Origin of the sequence: Amycolatopsis sp. FBCC-B4732, assembly GCF_023008405.1 — a bacterium.
Taxonomy (GTDB): domain Bacteria; phylum Actinomycetota; class Actinomycetes; order Mycobacteriales; family Pseudonocardiaceae; genus Amycolatopsis; species Amycolatopsis pretoriensis_A.
This window is the reverse complement of the sequence record NZ_CP095376.1, coordinates 9,967,747-9,985,452: the sequence shown is the minus strand read 5'-3', so window position 1 is coordinate 9,985,452 and position 17,706 is coordinate 9,967,747. Positions and strand designations below refer to the sequence as shown.

25 protein-coding genes are annotated in these 17,706 nt (G+C 72.5%); 12 read left to right on the top strand and 13 right to left on the bottom strand.

Going from position 1 to position 17,706, the window contains the following annotated elements:
- Positions 1-50 precede the first annotated feature (50 nt).
- From MUY14_RS45725 to bcp, 5 genes are all read left to right on the top strand, one after another.
- Positions 51-944: an AraC family transcriptional regulator gene (locus MUY14_RS45725; RefSeq protein ID WP_247019275.1), complete on the top strand. Its 894-nt coding sequence runs from the start codon at positions 51-53 to the stop codon at positions 942-944.
- A gap of 50 nt (positions 945-994) precedes the next feature.
- A complete protein-coding gene (locus tag MUY14_RS45720) occupies positions 995-1,882 on the top strand; it encodes a hypothetical protein (RefSeq protein ID WP_247019273.1) in 888 nt (295 codons plus the stop codon).
- A 134-nt stretch (positions 1,883-2,016) separates the two neighbouring features.
- Positions 2,017-2,199, top strand: coding sequence for a hypothetical protein (locus tag MUY14_RS45715; RefSeq protein WP_247019272.1), 183 nt, complete (start codon positions 2,017-2,019; stop codon positions 2,197-2,199).
- A gap of 192 nt (positions 2,200-2,391) precedes the next feature.
- Positions 2,392-2,937: a hypothetical protein gene (locus MUY14_RS45710; RefSeq protein WP_247019271.1), complete on the top strand. Its 546-nt coding sequence runs from the start codon at positions 2,392-2,394 to the stop codon at positions 2,935-2,937.
- A 117-nt stretch (positions 2,938-3,054) separates the two neighbouring features.
- Positions 3,055-3,528 (top strand): thioredoxin-dependent thiol peroxidase, encoded by a 474-nt coding sequence (bcp, locus tag MUY14_RS45705; RefSeq protein ID WP_247019270.1) that lies wholly within the window; start codon positions 3,055-3,057, stop codon positions 3,526-3,528.
- Positions 3,529-3,548: 20 nt separating this feature from the next.
- Here bcp and rdgB read toward each other — a convergent pair whose 3' ends face one another.
- Genes rdgB through MUY14_RS45680 form a run of 5 tightly spaced genes read right to left on the bottom strand, consistent with a single transcriptional unit; the run spans position 3,549 to position 7,193 of the window.
- Positions 3,549-4,157 (bottom strand): RdgB/HAM1 family non-canonical purine NTP pyrophosphatase, encoded by a 609-nt coding sequence (gene rdgB / locus MUY14_RS45700; RefSeq protein WP_247019269.1) that lies wholly within the window; start codon positions 4,155-4,157, stop codon positions 3,549-3,551.
- Complete coding sequence (gene rph / locus MUY14_RS45695; RefSeq protein ID WP_160694094.1) at positions 4,154-4,930, bottom strand: ribonuclease PH; 777 nt, start codon at positions 4,928-4,930, stop codon at positions 4,154-4,156. The genes rdgB and rph overlap by 4 nt, the downstream gene beginning before the upstream one ends.
- A 24-nt stretch (positions 4,931-4,954) precedes the next feature.
- Entirely contained in the window at positions 4,955-5,722 is a 768-nt protein-coding gene (locus tag MUY14_RS45690) for an MBL fold metallo-hydrolase (RefSeq protein WP_247019268.1), read from the bottom strand.
- 29 nt (positions 5,723-5,751) lie between these two features.
- A complete protein-coding gene (gene murI / locus MUY14_RS45685; RefSeq protein ID WP_247019266.1) occupies positions 5,752-6,558 on the bottom strand; it encodes a glutamate racemase in 807 nt (268 codons plus the stop codon).
- The gene (locus MUY14_RS45680) at positions 6,555-7,193 is read right to left on the bottom strand and encodes a rhomboid family intramembrane serine protease (protein ID WP_247019264.1); all 639 of its coding nucleotides are present in this window, start codon (positions 7,191-7,193) and stop codon (positions 6,555-6,557) included. Before MUY14_RS45680 ends, murI begins: the two co-directional genes overlap by 4 nt.
- Before the next feature lie 93 nt (positions 7,194-7,286).
- Between MUY14_RS45680 and MUY14_RS45675 the strand changes: the two genes are divergently transcribed.
- On the top strand, positions 7,287-8,138 hold the full coding sequence (locus MUY14_RS45675) for an arylamine N-acetyltransferase (RefSeq protein ID WP_396126666.1): 852 nt from the start codon (positions 7,287-7,289) through the stop codon (positions 8,136-8,138).
- Here MUY14_RS45675 and MUY14_RS45670 read toward each other — a convergent pair.
- Positions 8,096-8,812, bottom strand: coding sequence for an aspartate/glutamate racemase family protein (locus MUY14_RS45670; RefSeq protein ID WP_247019262.1), 717 nt, complete (start codon positions 8,810-8,812; stop codon positions 8,096-8,098). The genes MUY14_RS45675 and MUY14_RS45670 overlap by 43 nt on opposite strands.
- A gap of 9 nt (positions 8,813-8,821) precedes the next feature.
- Here MUY14_RS45670 and MUY14_RS45665 point away from each other — a divergent pair, with 9 nt between their 5' ends.
- Positions 8,822-9,649, top strand: a complete 828-nt coding sequence (locus tag MUY14_RS45665; RefSeq protein ID WP_247019260.1) for an MBL fold metallo-hydrolase — start codon at positions 8,822-8,824, stop codon at positions 9,647-9,649.
- A gap of 1 nt (position 9,650) precedes the next feature.
- On the opposite strand, the gene MUY14_RS45660 is transcribed toward MUY14_RS45665, so the two are convergent.
- The 3 genes from MUY14_RS45660 to MUY14_RS45650 form a co-directional block, all read right to left on the bottom strand.
- The gene (locus MUY14_RS45660) at positions 9,651-10,601 is read right to left on the bottom strand and encodes a PLP-dependent cysteine synthase family protein (RefSeq protein ID WP_247019258.1); all 951 of its coding nucleotides are present in this window, start codon (positions 10,599-10,601) and stop codon (positions 9,651-9,653) included.
- A 3-nt stretch (positions 10,602-10,604) separates the two neighbouring features.
- Positions 10,605-10,877: a MoaD/ThiS family protein gene (locus MUY14_RS45655; protein WP_020640924.1), complete on the bottom strand. Its 273-nt coding sequence runs from the start codon at positions 10,875-10,877 to the stop codon at positions 10,605-10,607.
- Between the two features lie 65 nt (positions 10,878-10,942).
- Positions 10,943-11,350, bottom strand: coding sequence for a Mov34/MPN/PAD-1 family protein (locus MUY14_RS45650; RefSeq protein WP_247019256.1), 408 nt, complete (start codon positions 11,348-11,350; stop codon positions 10,943-10,945).
- A 71-nt stretch (positions 11,351-11,421) separates the two neighbouring features.
- On the opposite strand from MUY14_RS45650, the gene MUY14_RS45645 reads away from it, so the two are divergent.
- The gene (locus MUY14_RS45645) at positions 11,422-11,799 is read left to right on the top strand and encodes a hypothetical protein (RefSeq protein ID WP_247019254.1); all 378 of its coding nucleotides are present in this window, start codon (positions 11,422-11,424) and stop codon (positions 11,797-11,799) included.
- Between the two features lies 1 nt (position 11,800).
- Here MUY14_RS45645 and MUY14_RS45640 read toward each other — a convergent pair whose 3' ends face one another.
- The 3 genes from MUY14_RS45640 to clpS are packed head-to-tail and all read right to left on the bottom strand — an operon-like array spanning position 11,801 to position 13,631.
- Entirely contained in the window at positions 11,801-12,781 is a 981-nt protein-coding gene (locus MUY14_RS45640) for a P1 family peptidase (protein ID WP_247019252.1), read from the bottom strand.
- Positions 12,778-13,335, bottom strand: a complete 558-nt coding sequence (locus MUY14_RS45635) for a DUF2017 domain-containing protein (RefSeq protein ID WP_125313000.1) — start codon at positions 13,333-13,335, stop codon at positions 12,778-12,780. The genes MUY14_RS45640 and MUY14_RS45635 overlap by 4 nt, the downstream gene beginning before the upstream one ends.
- The gene (gene clpS, locus MUY14_RS45630) at positions 13,332-13,631 is read right to left on the bottom strand and encodes an ATP-dependent Clp protease adapter ClpS (protein WP_247019249.1); all 300 of its coding nucleotides are present in this window, start codon (positions 13,629-13,631) and stop codon (positions 13,332-13,334) included. The genes MUY14_RS45635 and clpS overlap by 4 nt, the downstream gene beginning before the upstream one ends.
- A gap of 74 nt (positions 13,632-13,705) precedes the next feature.
- On the opposite strand from clpS, the gene MUY14_RS45625 reads away from it, so the two are divergent.
- The 3 genes from MUY14_RS45625 to MUY14_RS45615 are packed head-to-tail and all read left to right on the top strand — an operon-like array spanning position 13,706 to position 16,256.
- Positions 13,706-15,007 (top strand): nicotinate phosphoribosyltransferase, encoded by a 1,302-nt coding sequence (locus MUY14_RS45625; protein ID WP_247019247.1) that lies wholly within the window; start codon positions 13,706-13,708, stop codon positions 15,005-15,007.
- 14 nt (positions 15,008-15,021) lie between these two features.
- Entirely contained in the window at positions 15,022-15,600 is a 579-nt protein-coding gene (locus MUY14_RS45620) for an isochorismatase family protein (RefSeq protein WP_247019244.1), read from the top strand.
- The gene (locus MUY14_RS45615) at positions 15,597-16,256 is read left to right on the top strand and encodes a bifunctional 4-hydroxy-2-oxoglutarate aldolase/2-dehydro-3-deoxy-phosphogluconate aldolase (protein ID WP_247019243.1); all 660 of its coding nucleotides are present in this window, start codon (positions 15,597-15,599) and stop codon (positions 16,254-16,256) included. Before MUY14_RS45620 ends, MUY14_RS45615 begins: the two co-directional genes overlap by 4 nt.
- 10 nt (positions 16,257-16,266) lie before the next feature.
- On the opposite strand, the gene MUY14_RS45610 is transcribed toward MUY14_RS45615, so the two are convergent.
- On the bottom strand, positions 16,267-16,884 hold the full coding sequence (locus tag MUY14_RS45610) for a choice-of-anchor P family protein (protein WP_315863309.1): 618 nt from the start codon (positions 16,882-16,884) through the stop codon (positions 16,267-16,269).
- A gap of 207 nt (positions 16,885-17,091) precedes the next feature.
- On the opposite strand from MUY14_RS45610, the gene MUY14_RS45605 reads away from it, so the two are divergent.
- A complete protein-coding gene (locus MUY14_RS45605) occupies positions 17,092-17,679 on the top strand; it encodes a biotin transporter BioY (RefSeq protein WP_247019239.1) in 588 nt (195 codons plus the stop codon).
- The last annotated feature ends 27 nt before the right edge of the window (positions 17,680-17,706 follow it).

The following is a 17,706-nucleotide window of genomic DNA, read 5'->3' as shown; positions in this document are numbered from 1 at the left end:
GATGCCCGCACACCCTTGCACGATCCTCTCGACTTGGGTTTCCTGGAGTGGTGCTCACCGAGATGCGGGACCTCGTCGCCGCCCACGCGCACGCCGACCTGCGCACGCCGGTCCCCGGCCTACTTCTGTCCAAAGTGGACACAAGCGAGCCGCACCACTCGCTGGCCGAGCCGCTGTTCGTCATCATGGCCCAAGGCGGCAAGCGGCTGCTGCTCGGCGACCGCGTCCACGAGTACCGTGCCGGGCAGTACCTGCTGGTCAGCACCGAACTGCCGGTCACGGGACACTTCGTCGGCGCGACCCCGCGAACACCGGCGCTCGGCCTCGGCCTGACGCTGCGCCCGGCGGCGATCGCCCCGCTGCTGCTGGAGTCCCCGCCCGGGCGCTGGTCCCGCACCCCACCGCCATCCCCGATCGCGACCGGTGACGCGACCCCGGAACTCCTCGACGCGGCGCTGCGGCTGCTGCGCCTGCTCGACCACCCGGCCGACGCCCCGGTGCTGGCCCCGCTGATCGAGCGCGAGGTCCTCTGGCGCCTGCTGACCGGCCCGCACGGCGGCCTGGTGCGCCAGATCGGCCTGGCGGACAGCGGCCTGTCGCACGTCAGCCGGGCGATCCGCTGGATCAGGTCCAATTACGCCGAGCCGATGCGGATCGAGGAACTCGCGCGCCTGAGCGACCTGAGCGCCTCGGCGTTCCACCGCCACTTCCGCGCGGTGACGGCGATGAGCCCGCTGCAGTTCCAGAAGCGCATCCGTCTCCAGGAGGCCCGTTCCCTGCTGCTGGCGGACGCGGGCGACGTCGCGGGCGTCGGGCACCTCGTGGGGTACGACAGCCCGTCGCAGTTCAACCGCGAGTACCGCCGCCTGTTCGGCGCCCCACCCGGCCAGGACGCGGCCCGGCTGCGGGAGGCCGCCGCGCCCGCGGGGCCGCAGCTGCCTTGAGTGCCGATCCGTTCAAGACCGCCAACCCCGCCGGGTGCGACGCTGAGCGCATGTCCGTGAACCTTCCCGCGGCGGCGTCGTTCATGGCGACGCACGCCCGCCTCCTCGACCGCCGTCGCTTCGAACTGCTCCGGGGCCAGACCGACGTCGGTGCCGTGCTGGCCGCCGTCGACGGTTACCGCAATCCCGACGGCGGCTACGGCTGGGGCCTCGAGCCGGACCTGCGCGCGGCGGAGAGCCAGCCCGGCGGCGCGCTGCACGCCTTCGAGGTGTTCGAGGACGTCGCGCCCGGCACGTCCCCGCACGCGGCGAAGCTCTGCGACTGGCTCGCGTCGGTCGCCCTGCCCGACGGCGGCCTGCCCTTCGCCGTCCCCGTCGCGGACCCGGCGGGCTGCGCGCCGTTCTGGGCGCAGGCCGATCCGGCGGTCGCCACCCTGCAGAGCACCGCGTTCACCGCCGGCGTCGCCCTGCGCGTCGCCCGCCACGACCGTTCGGTGCGCGAACACCCGTGGCTCGCGGCCGCGACCCGGTACTGCTTCCGCGCCATCCGCGAGCTTTCCGAAGCGCCGCACGCGATCGAGCTGTCGTTCGCGGTGCAGTTCGTGGACGCGGCCCATGACCTCCACCCGGAGGCGCCCGGCCTGCTGGACCACCTGGCCGCGTTCGTCCCGCCCGACGGCCTGGCCCCGGTGGCCGGCGGTTCGGACGGCGAAACCCTGCGCGCGCTGGACTTCGCGCCCTTGCCGGACCGCCCGGCCCGCGCGTTGTTCAAAGACGACGTCGTCGAGGGCGAACTGCGACGGCTCGCCGGAGAACAACAGGACGACGGTGGCTGGCGGGTCGATTTCGCGAACTATTCGCCCGCCGCGGAGCTGGAATGGCGCGGCTACGCGACCGTCCGCGCGGTGTCGGTGCTCCAGCGCAACGGGGTCCTCTGAAGATCTACACCAGCGACGACGGCGTTCACTCGGCCGTGGCACGTCGAGTCACGGCCGGTAAGCGGTTACGTGCCTTTCGGTGGCCGCGGCCGAACCCGTACTGTGACTCCAGGTACCCGGGCCGGAGGTGAAGCATGTCGTCGCGCAACTTGTTCGGCTGGTTCGCCCGCTGGGCGGACTGGTTCGAGAAGCGCGGCGTCTACGTGCCCGGCGAAGAGAGCCGCGCGGTCGACCCGATCCGGGATTTCGGCTGGCTGATGGCCGCGTGGGTGGCCGGCGTGGCGATCTTCATCCTGTTGTTCGCCGTCGCCGTTTAAGTGGCATGTGGGCAGTGATTGTCACCACCGGTGCCGTTCCGGTCACGGATTGGCCACGGGGTGGCACCAGGTGCGCGACAACCCCCCGTCGCGCCTCGTAACCACGCGCGATCACGGCCAGAGTGGAGCGGGTTCGCCCGGCAATCCCCGTTGCCGAACGGCACCCCCGAACCGCCGACTGGAGTACCCGCGATGGCGCTCGCGCGCACGTGCAAGATCATGTTCACCTCAGGACTGCTCGGCCTGGCGGTGGCGTGCGGGGTCCCGTCGACGCAGACCGGCACCGCGGCACTGGGCGTCGCGGGTTCCCCGGCGGGCGCCGGCGCCTCGGCCTCGCAGGCAAGCAACGACCTGAAGTTCGGCGCCGACCACCGGTTCGCCAGCGGCCTGGCCATCTCGGTCGGCTCCCCGAAGTCGTTCCGCCCCAGCCCGTCGGCGTACCCGCAGAGCCCGCGCGGCGCGGCGTTCGACATCCAGCTGACGAACGAGGGCGCGACGACGTACAAGCTCTCGGGCCTCACGGTCACCGCGACGTCGTCGGGCACCGCGGTCAAGCAGGTCGTCGACACGACGCAGGGCTTCACCGGCATCACCGACGCGGGCAAGGACGTGCTGCCGGGCCGGTCGGTGCTCATCACGCTGGCGTTCGCGGTCCCGCGCGAGCAGACCCAGCTGCGCCTGCAACTGCGCCCGAGCGCGACCGAACCCGCCGCGGTCACCTACTGCGGTCCCGCGTGACGTTACCCATCCGGCCGAAAGCAGGCGGACACAAACCGGAGCCGGCCCGCTCACCGGCACCCGTTCCGCCGTGGCTGCCGGTCGGATGGATAACAATCGGCGCAGTACGCTCGGGCCATGACCGAGCGTCTTTCCCCGGGTGACGAAGCCCCGGACTTCACCCTGCCCGACAGCGAGGGCAAGGACGTGTCCCTGCACGACTTCCGCGGCCAGTCCGTGGTGGTCTACTTCTACCCGGCGGCGAGCACCCCGGGCTGCACGAAGCAGGCCTGCGACTTCCGCGACAACCTGGCCGAGCTGAACGACGCCGGCTACCGCGTCATCGGCATTTCCCCGGACACGCAGGCGAAGCTGGCGAAGTTCGCGGAGAACGAGAAGCTGACGTTCCCGATCCTGGGCGACCCGGAGAAGTCGGTCATCGAGGCGTGGGCCGCGTACGGCGAGAAGAAGAACTACGGGAAGACGTACCTGGGCGTGATCCGCTCGACGTTCGTGGTCGACCCGGAGGGCAAGATCGCGCACGCCTGGTACAACGTCCGGGCGAGCGGCCACGTGGCGAAGCTGATCCGCGACCTCGGCCTCGCCGCCTGACGCCGAGCTCGCGGACGCCGTCAGGCTTCCGCGAGCTCCCGCAGCGCCGGGAGCAGGGCTCGCAGGGCCCTGCCCCGGTGCGACAACGCGTCCTTCTCCGCCGGCTCCATCTCCGCCGACGTCCGGCTTTCGCCGTCCGGCCGGAAGATCGGGTCGTACCCGAACCCGTTCGTCCCCCGCCGCGCGCGCACGAGCGACCCACGCCACTCCCCGCGGACGACCGTCTCCTCGCCCGAAGGCAGCACCAGCACCGCAGCACAAACGAACTGCGCCCCACGACGCTCATCCGGCACATCCCCGAGCTGCCCCAGCACCAGATCCAGGTTCGCCTCGTCGTCGCCGTGCTTACCCGACCAGCGGGCCGAAAGCACCCCAGGCATTCCGTTCAAAGCATCGACAGCGATCCCCGAGTCGTCCGCAATGGCCGGCAACCCAGTAGCCGCAACGGCATCACGGGCCTTCGCGACAGCATTGCCCTCGAAGTCCGGAGCAGTCTCCGGCGCCTCCGGGAACGAGGGCACATCGGCGAGACCGAGCACCTCGATCCCCGAAATCCCCTCGGCCTCGAGGATCCGCCGAAGCTCCCCGAGCTTCTTGGCGTTCCGCGTGGCCAGAAGCAGCTTCGTCACTTCGACCCCTTCTTCTTGTCCGGACGCGGCTCCGGCAGCTCACCCGGGTACGGCAGCGCCAAAGCCTCGTTCTGCAACCGGGTCAGCTCTTCGCACCCCGCCAGCGCGATGTCCAGCATCTTGTCCAAAGTGGACCGGGCGAAGGTGGCCCCCTCACCCGTCCCCTGGACCTCGATCAACGTCCCGGCGTCCGTCGCCACCACGTTCATGTCGACCTCGGCGCGCGAGTCCTCCTCGTACGGCAGGTCGAGCCGCACGCGGCCGTCCACCACGCCGACGCTCACCGCCGCCACCGAGGACGACAGCGGTTGCGGGTCGTTCAGGCGGTTCGCCGCGCCCAGCCACGTGATCGCGTCCGCCAAGGCCACGTACCCGCCCGTCACCGCGGCCGTGCGGGTGCCGCCGTCGGCCTGGATGACGTCGCAGTCGATGACGATCGTGTTCTCGCCCAGCGCCGCCAGGTCGATGCAGGCGCGCAGGGAACGGCCGATCAGCCGCGAAATCTCGTGCGTGCGCCCGCCGATGCGGCCCTTCACCGACTCGCGGTCACCGCGGGTGTTGGTCGCGGACGGCAGCATCGCGTATTCGGCCGTCACCCAGCCGAGGCCGGAGCCGGCGCGCCAGCGCGGGACGCCTTCGGTGACGCTCGCCGCGCACAACACCCGCGTGTTGCCGAATTCGATCAGGACCGAACCCGCCGGCCACTGCTGGAACCCCCGGGTGATCTTGATGTCACGGAGCTGGTCGTCGTTCCTGCCATCTTTTCGAGCCACGGGAGCACTCTAGGACCGCACCGCTCACACGTCGTAGACGGCACCCTGCTTGACGACCTCGGCCCCGGCGAACTCGGCCGACGCCTCCGCGAGAACCGCGCCCGCGTCGGTCCACGGCGCGATGTGCGTCAGCAGCAGCCTGCCGACGCCGGCGTCGCGCGCCAGCTCGCCGGCCTGCTTGCCGGACAGGTGCACGCCCGCGGGCCGCTCCGCGGAATCCGTCCAGGACGCCTCCGCGAGCAGCAGGTCGACGCCGTCGGCGAGCTCGTTCAGCGCCGCGCACGGGCCGGTGTCGCCGGTGAACGCCAGGATCCGGCCGCCGTAGGAAATGCGCAGGCCGTACGCCGGGGTCGGGTGGTCGACCTCGACCGCGACGACGTCGAACGGGCCGATCCGGAACGGCTCCGGCCGCAGCGGGCGGAACGCGTAGACGTCCGACAGGTCCGTGCTGGCCCGCTCGGTCTCGTTGGGCGCGTAGGCGTTCGCCAGCCGCGTCGGAGCGTCGTGCGGCGCGTACAGCGGCAGCAGGCGCGGCCGGGCGGGGTACGGCGGCGCCGGGTGGTAGCGCCGCAGGACGGTGAGCGCGCTGACGTCGGCGCAGTGGTCGGGGTGCAGGTGCGTGAGCACCAGGGCGTCCAGGTCGAACGGGTCGGCCACGGCCTGCAGCTGCGCCAGCGTGCCGTTGCCGAGTTCGAGGCCGAGCAGGAAGCCCTCGGCTTCGAGCAGGTAACCGGACGCGGCCGCGTTCGGCCCGGGGATGCTGCCGGAGCACCCGAGGATGGTCAGTCGCACCTCGACACCCTAAGCGTCCGCCGCCCCGATCACGCGGTGGTGGGAGCGAGGACACCCGGCGCGAAGCCCATGAACCGCTGGGCGAGCCGGGCGAACGGCTCGGCCGAGCCGGTGGCCACGAACTCGTGCCGCGGCGGGGTGTCGCGCGTGGTCAGCAGGTCGAGTTCGGTGAGCACGCGGACGAGGTCCTTCGCGGTCTCCTCGGCACTCGAAACCAGCGTCACCTCCTGGCCCATCACGATCTGCAGCACGCCCTGCAGCAGCGGGTAGTGCGTGCAGCCGAGCACGAGCGTGTCGACCTGGGCGTCGAGCAGCGGCTGCAGGTAGCCCTGCGCGAGCCCGAGCACCTGGCGGCCGGAAGTGATGCCGCGCTCGACGAAGTCCACGAACCGCGGGCAGGCGACGCTGGTGAGCGTGATGGCGGGCGCCGCGGCGAACGCGTCTTCGTAGGCCCGCGACCGCACGGTGCCCTCGGTGCCGATGACGCCGACGCGGCCGGTGTGCGTCGCGACCACAGCACGGCGCGCGGCGGGCAGCACGACCTCGATCACGGGGACGTCGTAGCGCTCACGGGCGTCGCGCAGGCAGGCCGCGGACGCCGTGTTGCAGGCGATCACCAGCGCCTTCACGCCGCTCTCGACGAGTTCGTCGAGCGCCGCGAGCGCGTAGCTGCGCGCGGTGGCGATCGGGAGCGGGCCGTAGGGGTTGTGCGCCGTGTCGCCGACGTAGCGGAGCTGCTCGGCGGGGAGCTGCTCGAGGATCGCCCGCGCGACCGTCAGCCCGCCGACGCCGGAATCGAACACGCCGATCGGGGCATCAGCGGGCGGAGACGTCACGCTTCGAGGCTACCTGCTGCCGCCGGCACGGCCTTGCGCGACCGGCGGCTGGTCAGCCACGCGGCGAGGACGCCGGCGAGCGCGCCGAAGACGTGGCCCTGCCAGGAGACGCCGGGGTTGCCCGGCAGCAGCCCGGCCAGCATGCCGCTCCACACGCCCAGCAGGACGACGGCGACGAGGATCTGCCCGGCCGCGCGGTTGAAGATGCCGCGCACCAGCAGGTAGGCGAGCCAGCCGAAGGCCAGCCCGGACGCGCCGACGGTGACCGCGTTGGCCGGCCCGATCAGCCACACCCCGAGTCCGGACACCACCCAGATGATGGCCGTGACCAGGGCGAACCGGCCGATCCCGGCGGCCATCGCGAGGAAGGAGAACAGCAGCACCGGCACGGTGTTCGCGAACAGGTGCGACCAGCCGGCGTGCAGCACCGGCGCGAACAGCACGCCGTCCAGCCCGGACAGCTCCCGCGAATGGATGCCGCCCTGGTCCAGGTCGCCGGGCAGGATCACGTCCACCAGCTCGACCAGGTAGAGCAGCAGGGTGAACGACAGCGCGACGAGCGCGGCCGCCTTCGGTCGCGGCGGCAGCACGCGCTTGGCGGCGTCGGTTTCCGGGGCGGGGATCGGTGTGCTCACGCTTTCGAGGCTACGTCCGGGCCGGGCGGCTCCGCCTCGGGTGAAATCCCTGATCCGGCGGTTTTGTCGGTGCCCGCCGCTAGCGTGCGCGGCATGGACGTCACCGGTTACCTCGCGCGGCTCGGGCTCGATCCCGAGCCGCCGAGCCTCGCCGCCCTGAGGCGGCTGCACGCGGCGCACGTCGAACGCGTGCCCTACGAAGCGCTGGAGGTCCAGCTCGGGCGGCCGACCCCGCTCGACCCGGCGGCCTCGCTGGCGCGGATCCTGCGCGGCCGCGGCGGGTACTGCTACCACCTCAACGGCGCTTTTTCCGCGCTGCTGCACGCCCTCGGCTACCGGGTGACCCGGCACCTGGGCGGGGTGCAGGGCAGCGCGGCGGACGCGCCGAACGTCGACCGGAACCACCTGGCGCTGACGGTCACCGGGCTGCCGGACGCGCCGGAGACGGCGTGGCTGGCCGACACCGGTCTCGGCGACGGCCCGCACGAGCCGCTCCCCCTCCGGGAAGGCACCTACGTGCAGGGCCCGCACACCTACCGGCTGCGGCCGTCCGCGGTGGCGCCGGGCGGCTGGCGGTTCGAGCACGACCCCTCGGGCAGCTTCACCGGCATGGATTTCGCGCCCGGCGTCGCGGAGATGGCCGACTTCGCGGCGAAGCACGCTTGGCTGTCGAGCGCGCCGGAGTCCGGGTTCGTGCGGGTCTGCGTGCTGCAACGGCGGGACGCGGCGGGTGTGGACACCCTGCGCGCCTTGACGTTGGACCGCCACGGCGCCAAGGAGCTGATCGAGTCACCCGGCGACTGGTGGGCGGCCGCCGGTGACGTCTACGGCATCCCGGCGGCGCTCTTCACGGACGAGGAGCGCGAGCGGCTGTGGCGGCGGTGCGTCGCCCAGCACGAGGCTCACGTCGGCGGCAAGGGCAGCGAGGTGGTGCCCAGCGCGTAGTCCACCGCCGCTTCGGCGTGCAGGCGGGTCGTGGGGAAGGTCGGCACCGAGGCGTCTTCGGGGCCGACCAGCAGCTCGATCTCGGTGCAGCCGTAGATGACGCCTTCGGCACCGGCCTCGACGAGCCGCGCGATCACCGCGCGGTAGGCCTCGCGCGAGGCGGGTTCGACGACCCCGAGCACCAGCTCGTCGTAGATCACCCGGTGCACGAGGTCGCGGTCTTCGACCGGCGGCACGAGCACGTCGAGGCCGTGCGCGGCGAGGCGGTCGCGGTAGAAGGGCTGTCCCATGGTGAACCCGGTGCCGAGCAGGCCGACCCGGCGGATCCCGGCGGCCCGCACGGCCGCGGCGGTGGCGTCGGCGAGGTGCAGCAGCGGGATGCCGAGGCCGTCTTCGAGCCGGTCGGCGACCTTGTGCATGGTGTTGGTGCAGAGCACGACGAAGCCGGCACCGGCCGCTTCGAGCGCCTTGGCCGCGCGGTTCAGCTCGGCGCCGGCGTCGTCCCAGCGGCCGTCGGCCTGCATGCGCTCGATTTCGGCGAAGTCGACGGAATAGAGCACGGTGTGCGCCGAGTGGAACCCGCCGAGCACGGTTTTCACCCGTTCGTTCACGAGCCGGTAGTACTCGCCGGAGGATTCCCAGCTCATCCCGCCCAGCAACCCGATGACCTTCATGATGACAGCATGCCCGAACTGCGGACGGCGTTTGCCGGGGTCTCGAACGTGCTGGTCAGCGACGGTGCGTCGGCCGTGCTGGTCGACGGTTTCTTCTCGCGGCCGTCGGTGCTGAAGCTGGCGACGCGGGTGGCGCCCGACCGCGCCCGGATCGACGACGCGCTGCGCCGCCTCGGCGTCACGGAGCTGGACGCCGTCCTCGTTTCGCACTCGCACGTCGACCACGCACTGGACGCGCCGGTGGTCGCGAAGCTGACCGGCGCCACGCTGGGCGGCTCGCCGTCGACGCGGCGGATCCAGGAGGGCTACGGCCTGGCGGACGAGCCGTTCGAAGAGCTGGTTCCGGGGCAGCCGGTGGAGTTCGGGGCGTTCACCGTGACCCCCGTCGACGCCCGCCACAGCGACGGCGACCGGGTGCCCGGCGAGATCACCGGGCCGGTCCGGCCGCCGGCGAAGGCCAAGGCGTTCAAGACCGGGCGCTGCTACTCGTTCCACATCGCCCACGCGGCGGGCAGCGTCCTGGTCCACGCCTCGGCGAACTTCGTGCCCGGTGCACTGGCCGGCCACCCCGCGGACGTGGTCTACCTCGGCATCGGCGCGGCGGGGAAGAAGACCGAGGGCTGGCGCGAGGAGTACTGGCGGGAGACCGTCGGCGCGGTCGGCGCCCGGACCGTCCGGCCGGTGCACTGGGACGCCTTCTGGCGGCCGCTGAGCAAGCCGATCAAGCTCCTGCCGAAGGTCTTGGACGACCTGAGTACCACGATGGCGACGTTCGAGCGGCTGGCCGAGGCCGACGGGGTCGGCCTCGCCCTGCCCGAACTCTGGAAAGCGGAGTAGCTCAGGCCCAGAGCTGCCCGTCGAGCCGCTCCGCCGCTTCGTCCAGCGAACCGGCGTAAGCACCGGTCGAGAGGTACTTCCACCCGGCGTCGGCCACGACGAAGGCGACGTCGGCCGCTTCGCCGCGAGCCGCGGCCTTCTCGGCGACGGCGAGCGCCGCGTGCAGCACCGCGCCCGTCGAGATGCCCGCGAAGATGCCCTCGTGCTCCAGCAGCTCACGCGTCCGGCGAAGCGCGTCGTACGCGCCCACCGAGTACCGCCCGTTCAGCACGCTGGGGTCGTAGAGCTCCGGCACGAACCCCTCGTCGAGGTTGCGCAGGCCGTACACCAGCTCGCCGTAGCGCGGTTCGGCCGCGATGATCTGGACGTCCGGCTTGGCCTCGTGCAGGTACCGCCCGCAGCCGACCAGCGTGCCGGTCGTGCCGAGGCCGCCGACGAAGTGCGTCAGCGTCGGCAGGTCCTTGAGCAGCTCCGGACCGGTGCCGCGGTAGTGCGCTTCGGCGTTGGCCGGGTTGCCGTACTGGTAGAGCATCACCCAGTCCGGGTTGGCCTCGGACAGTTCCTTCGCCCGCCGGACGGCCTCGTTCGACCCGCCCGCGGCGGGCGAGAAGACGATCCGCGCGCCGTAGGCCTGCAGCAGCTGCTTGCGCTCGGTCGAGGTGTTCTCCGGCATGACGCAGACCAGTCCGTAGCCCTTGAGCTTGGCGGCCATGGCCAGCGCGATGCCGGTGTTGCCCGACGTCGGCTCCAGGATCGTGGAGCCGCGCCGGAGCTTGCCCTCGCGCTCGGCGGCTTGGATCATGGCCAGCGCGGGGCGGTCCTTGATCGAGCCGGTCGGGTTGCGGTCCTCCAGCTTCGCCCACAGGCGCACGTCGTGCGTGGGCGAGAGCCGGGGCAGCCCGACCAGCGGGGTGCCGCCGAGCGCGTCGAGCAGGGACTCGAAGCGAGCCATCGATCAGCCACCGGCCACGGCGGGCAGGATGGTCAGGGTGTCGCCGTCCTTGACCTCGGCCTCGAGGCCACCGGAGAAGCGCACGTCCTCGTCGTTGACGTAGACGTTGATGAAGCGGTGCAGCTTCTCCTCCTTGACCAGGCGCGCCTTGATGCCGGCGTGCCGGGACTCGACGTCGTCGATGATCTCGAGCACGGTCGCGCCCTTCGCCTCGACGGACTTCTCGCCGCCGGTGTGGGTGCGCAGGATCGTCGGGATGGAGACGGTCACGGCCATGGGTTCTTACCTCCGGTGGTTTCCTAGACGCTGACGCACTCGGCGCGGCGCTTTATTCCGGGACGTCAGTCGACGATCTCGACCGGCTCCTCGGTGATCTCGGCGTCCACGATCCGGTACGACCGGAACTCGTGCACTTCGGGGTCGCGGGTGGAGACGAGCACGTAGTGCGCGTCGGGCTCGGCCGCGATGTTCGCGTCGGTCCGCGACGGGTACGCCTCGGTCGCGGTGTGCGAGTGGTAGATGACCACCGGGACCTCGTCGTTCGCGTCCAGCTCGCGGTAGAGCTTCAGCAGGTCGGCGGAGTCGAATTCGTAGAACGTCGGCGAGCGGGCCGCGTTCAGCATGGGGATGAGCCGCTCGGGCGAATCCGACCCCTCCGGCCCGGCGATCACCCCGCACGCCTCGTCGGGGTGGTCACGGCGGGCGTGGGCGACGATCTCGTCGACGAGTTCACGGCGAATCCGGAGCACATCGACATCTTAGGTCGTGGACACGAGCGATCCATATCTTGAGATGCTGTGCTCAGGAGCACACTCGGGGCATGCCGATGCCGTCGATCGCCCGCGAACGCGGCCGCGAGTTCCTCCGGGACGGCGAGCGGATCCAGTACCTCATCCCGGGGATCTCGCTCTACGTCAACGGCGTCCGGACCCGCGCCGCCTTCTTCGTCGTGGTCACCGACCGCGGCATAACCGTCCTCTACGGCGGCCGCTTCCGGCGCTACCGGCCCAAGGCGGTCTACGACCGGCTCCCCCGCCGCACCGAGATCGGCCCGGTGGAGGTCCACCCGTCCCTCGGCCCGGTCCTCACCGTGGCGGAACTGCACCTGGAGATCGACGAGGAGTACGTCAGCGCCGTCCGCGCGGCCAACCTCGAAGGCGCCCGCGACCTGCCGCCGGACCCGCTGCCCGACCTGTGACTCAGCCGAACGCTTCCGGCCACACGTCCCGGTAGGCCGGCACCCCGCCCGCGGTCGTGGCCGCCAGCAGGCCGCGCACCATCGCCCGCGCGAACACCCGCGCCGCCGCCGAGCACAGCGCGTCCAGCGCCGCCGGGCGCGCCGCCGCGCCGAACGGGCCGCTCGCGTCCGGGAGCTCGTGCTCGCCCGTGGCCAGCGCGAACACCGTGTCGCCGTCGAACATCGTGTGCGCCGGGCGCACGGCCCGCGCCAGCCCGTCCTGGGCCGCGACCGCGATCCGCCGGGCCTCGGCCTTCGCCAGCGCCGCGTCCACCGCGACCACGCCGATCGTCGTGTTCAGGTCGGTCCGGCGAGACGGCAGCGAAGCGGCCCGCGAAGGCCACGTCACGCCGAAGTCCCCGTGGTCGGCCGCGTAGGCCCGGCCCGTCGAGAGGTCCACCGCCTCGCCCGCCGCGTTGACCGCCGCCAGCGCCCCGACGGTGAACTCGCCGACGACCTCGCTCGCCGAGCCGATCCCGCCCTTCAACGACCCCACGGCGGCCCCCGCACCCGCACCGACCGTCCCCTCCGCGAACGAAGGAGCGGCAGCCGAGCAGGCTTCGTACCCGAAGGTCGCGTCCGGCCGGTTGCCCCACTCGCTGCGCGGCAGGTCGAACAGCACCGCCGCGGGCACGATCGGCACCACCTCGTGCGGGTGCGCGCCGACCGGGAAGCCCAGGTTCCGCTCCGCGAGCCACCGCATCACGCCGTCCGCCGCGGCCAGGCCGTACGCCGACCCGCCCGACAGGCACACCGCGTTGACCCGCTGCACCAGGTTCTCCGGCTCCAGCAGGTTCGTCTCCCGCGTGCCGGGCGCGCCCCCGCGCTGGTCGACGGCCCCGACCGCGCCGCCGGGCACCAGCACCACCGTCGTCCCGGTGGCCCAGCCGTCGCCGACCCGCTCGTGGTGCCCGACCAGCACGCCGGGGACGTCGGTGATCATCCCGTCAGCGCCTGGATCAGCGTCTCCTGCACCCAGGTCAGCCAGTGGTAGACGCCCAGGTGCGGCGCCCGCGGGTCGTCCTCGGGCAGCTCGTCGGGCATGTCTTCGGTGACGTCGAGCGCCGTGCCCAGCGCCAGCCGGACGTCGTTGAGCGCGCCCAGCCAGGCATCGGCCTGCTCTTCGGTGAGCCGGACGTGGCCGCCGTCGCGGGGCAGCGTGTCGAGCACGATCTTCGCCACGCCGACCTTGATGTCCAGCAGCTCCGGCTCGTGCAGCGAGCGCATCGCCGACGCCGAGTCGAGGTCTTCGCGGGTCGGGTTGTCCGGGTCGAGCTTGTGGAAGTCCGGGAGCAGCCGCGAGAGCACCGGGTCGTCCGGGGACTCGGTGGGCCCGGTCCGGATGCCGGTCAGCTCGGCGAGCTCGTCCTGCGGCGCCTCCTCGGCGCGCGCGGTGAGCATGTCCTCGAGCTGGCTGACCAGCCCGCGCAGGACGGCCGCCTCCTGCTGCTCGAACCCGGCGTGGATGACCGCGCCCTTGCGCCGCCAGCCGTTCACGAGGTCTGCTCCATGGTGGCCCACAGGCCGGCGGCGTGGAGTTTCGCCACGTCCGTCTCCACCTTCTCCTTGCTGCCGGACGACACGATCGCCTTGCCCTTCTGGTGCACGTCGAGCATCAGCTTGGTGGCGTGGTCGCGGCTGTAGCCGAACAGCTTCTGGAAGACGTACGTCACGTACGACATCAGGTTCACCGGGTCGTTCCAGACCACGGTCCGCCAGGGGGTGTCCGACTCGGCGACTTCGGCGCCGGCCGGCTCGACCTGCGTCTGTTCGGATGCGACAGGCGTGGACATGCACCCCATGGTGTCACGGGGGTGACGGGGTACGCCGCGCCAGGTCCGGCCATGTGGGTGAATAGGCTGACCCCATGGGTTCACCGGAGCCGGTCACGGCCAGCACTGCGCTGCTCACCGACCACTACGAGCTGACCATGCTGGGCAGCGCGCTCGCCGACGGGACGGCCGAGCGGCCCTGCGTGTTCGAGGTCTTCGCGAGGAGGCTGCCGGCCGGGCGGCGCTACGGCGTCGTCGCGGGCACCGCGCGCGTGCTCGACGCGATCGCGGACTTCCGCTTCACCGACGCCGAACTGGCGCAGCTGGAAGCGACCGCGGTCGTCGACGACGCGACGCTGTCCTGGCTCGCCGGCTACGAGTTCTCGGGTGACCTCGACGGTTACGCCGAGGGCGAACTGTACTTCCCGGGCTCGCCGATCCTGACCGTCACCGGCTCGTTCGCCGAGTGCGTTTTGCTGGAGACGCTGGTCCTGTCGATCCTCAACCACGACAGCGCGATCGCGTCGGCGGCGGCCCGGATGTCCGGCGCCGCGCACGGCCGCCCGATCATCGAGATGGGCGGGCGCCGGACGCACGAGTACGCGGCGGTCGCGGCCGCGCGCGCCGCGTACCTGGCGGGCTTCGCGACGACGTCCAACCTCGAAGCAGGCCGCCGCTACGGCATCCCGACGCGCGGCACCGTCGCGCACGCCTTCATGCTGCTGCACGACAGCGAGGAAGCGGCCTTCCGCGCCCAGGTCGGGAAGATGGGCGCGGACACGACGCTGCTGGTCGACACCTACGACATCACCGCCGGCATCGAGACGGCGGTCCGCGTCGCCGGCCCGGAGCTCGGCGCGATCCGGATCGACTCCGGCGACGTCGGCCCGCTCGCCCGCCGCGCCCGCGAGCAGCTGGACGCCCTCGGCGCGAAGGACACCCGGATCGTCGTCTCCGGCGACCTCGACGAGCACGCCATCGCGGCGCTGCGCGCGGAGCCGGTGGACGCGTACGGCGTCGGCACCTCGGTGGTCACCGGGTCCGGCGCGCCGACCGCCGGCATGGTCTACAAGCTGGTCGAGGTGGACGGCAAGCCGGTCGCCAAGCGCAGCGCGCACAAGGAGTCCCGCGGCGGCCGCAAGTCCGCGCTGCGGCGCCACCGCGGCACCGGCACGGCGGTCGAGGAGGTCGTCTGGACCACGGCGGCGACCGCGCCGGCCCCCGAGGCCAACGACCGGCCGCTGCAGATCCCGCTGATCCGCGCTGGCCGCACGGAGGCCGACCTGCCTACGCTCGACGATGCCAGGCAACGGCTGCGCCGCGGCCTGGTCAGCCTGCCGTGGGAGGGCCTCAAGCTCTCGCACGGCGAGCCCGCCATCCCGACACTCTTCCTCTGAAACGGAGTCCGACCATGGGGACCGCGCTGATCGTGGTGGACGTGCAGAACGACTTCTGCGAAGGGGGTTCGCTCGGCCTGCCGGGCGGGGCCGCCGCGGCCGCCGGCATCTCGAAGCAGGCCGCCGAGGGCGGGTACAGCCACGTGGTGGCCACCCGGGACAACCACATCGACCCGGGCGACCACTTCAGCGAGACGCCCGACTTCAAGGACAGCTGGCCGGTGCACTGCGTCGCCGGCACGCCGGGTGCGTCGTTCCACGCCGCGCTCGACGTCGTCCCGATCGGCGAGGTGTTCTCGAAGGGCGAGTACAGCGCCGCCTACTCCGGCTTCGAGGGCGCGGCCCGCGACGGGAAGTCCCTGGAGGCGTGGCTGCGCGAGCACGACGTCACCGACGTCGACGTCGTCGGCATCGCGACGGACTTCTGCGTCCGCGCGACGGCGCTCGACGCGGCGAAGGCGGGCTTCGGCGTGCGGGTGCTGCTGGACCTGACGGTCGGCGGCTCGCAGCCGACCGTCGACGCGACGCTGAAGGACTTCGACGAGGCGGGCGTCTCCTACACGGGCACCGCCGCGGTGCCGCCGGCCTCGTGAAGGACCTGCGGGCCGCGCTGGCGGAACACCGGCTCGTCGCGATCCTGCGGGCTTCGGACGCGTCGCGGTTCGCCGACGCGGCGATGGTGCTGCACGCGGCGGGCGTCCGCCTGCTCGAAGCGACGCTGACGACGCCGGGCGCGCCCGCGGCGATCACCGCGCTGCGCCTGGCCCTCGGCGAAGACGCGCTGATCGGCGCGGGCAGCGTCCGCGAACCGTCCGATGTGGACACCGCGGTCGACGCCGGCGCGGCGTACCTGATCACCCCGACGGTCAACCCGGCGGTGCTGGAACGCGCCGCCGAGCTGGCCACCCCGGTGGTCTGCGGCGCGCTCACGCCGACCGAGATCGACCAGGCGTGGCGCCTCGGCGCGGCGGCGGTGAAGGTGTTCCCGATCGCGGCCGCCGGCGGCGTCGCGTACCTGCGCGCGGTCCGGGCGCCGCTGCCGGACGTCCCGCTGGTCCCGACCGGCGGCGTCCACCTGGCCGACGTCGAGTCCTACCTGCGCTCGGGCGCGATCGCGGTCGCGGCGGCGACCCCGCTGCTGGGCGACGCGCTCAGCCCGGGCGGCAGCCTCCCGGACCTGGCCACCCGCGCGGGCGAGTTCGTCGCAGCGGCCTCCCGCTTTGCGCCGCAAAGCCGCACTTTCACGTGAAAGTGCGGCATTACTTCTTGCCGTACGGGTCGCAGGCCGCCGTGCCCAGGTAGATGTCGCCGCTGGCCGGGCCGCCCTGCGGGAACAGCTCGATGTGCACCGCGTGCGTCACCAGGCTGCCGTCCGGCGGCTGGGGCGTCACGGTCTCGTTGAGGACCACCGTCGCCAGCGCGGTGCCCGCGGCCCCGCCGGGGATGACGATCCGGTGGTTCGGCGGGATCTGCGCGGGCACGGTGATCCCCTGGACGGCGCCGATGGACACCTCGCCGCCGCTGCCGGTCTCGCTCGTCGCGCACTTCGCGGAGAAGGTGCGCACGGTGATCACCGGGCCGCCGTAGCGCTTGAGCACGGTGGCCTCGAACCGGTGCCCGGACGCCTGCGCGACCGAGACGGCCCCCGAGCGGCCACAGCCGGACTCGCCCATCCCGAACGCGGCGACGTCGCCCGTCGCGCCACCCTGCGTCCGCGCGCTGTACGGCCCGTCCACGGTGCACTTCGCCAGCTCACCGGTGACGACGTGCTCGTTGTCGATGGTCACGTCCAGCGAGCCCGAAGACGCCCATCCGGTGGACGCGCCGGCTGCCGCGGCGGCCAGGAGCGGCGCGGTCAGCGTCGTCACCGCCAGCAACCGGACTGTCCTCTTCCTGGCGTTCCGCATGCACCGGCCTCCTCGGTCACGTGACAGTTCGTAGTTACCCCTCTCGTCATCGGCAGGCCCGGTGGCGCACCTGATCGGGTCCACCCGGACGGGTGGCCGGTGAGGAACGCAACTTCGCGGGTTTTGCGGCGGTAACGAGCGTTAACCTCGATCGACTTGCTCACCCAGGGAGGTTTCGTGTCTTCGCTGTCCTTCGCCGGCAAGCGGCCCGTGCTGGCCGACCTCGTCCCCGGCTCGCTCGTCCGGGACATCGCGCTGGTCGCCGGCGGTGCCGTGCTCACCGGCGCCGCCGCGCAGCTGACCATCCCGGTGCCGGGCAGCCCGGTGCCGATGACCGGCCAGACGTTCGCCGCGCTGCTCGTCGGTGCGTCGCTCGGCATGTCGCGCGGTGCCGCGTCGATGCTGGTGTACCTGCTGGTCGGCGCCGTCGGCGTGCCGTGGTTCCAGCACGGCACCGCGGGCCTGTCCGGCGCGAGCGCCGGCTACATCGTCGGGTTCGTCTTCGCCGGCGCGCTGGTCGGCGCCCTCGCCGGCCGCGGCGGCGACCGGACGCCGGTGCGCACCGCGGGCACGATGGTGCTCGGCAACCTCGTGATCTACGCCTTCGGCGTGCCGTGGCTGATGGCGTCGACCGGGTTCGACCTGTCGACGGCGTTCGCCAAGGGCGTCACGCCGTTCCTCGTCGGGGACGCGATCAAGATCGTCGTGGCGGCGGGTCTGCTGCCGCTCACCTGGAAGCTCGTCTCGGGCCGCAAGCAGGACTGACGCTCTCGGTGATCCGGCGCGAGCGGC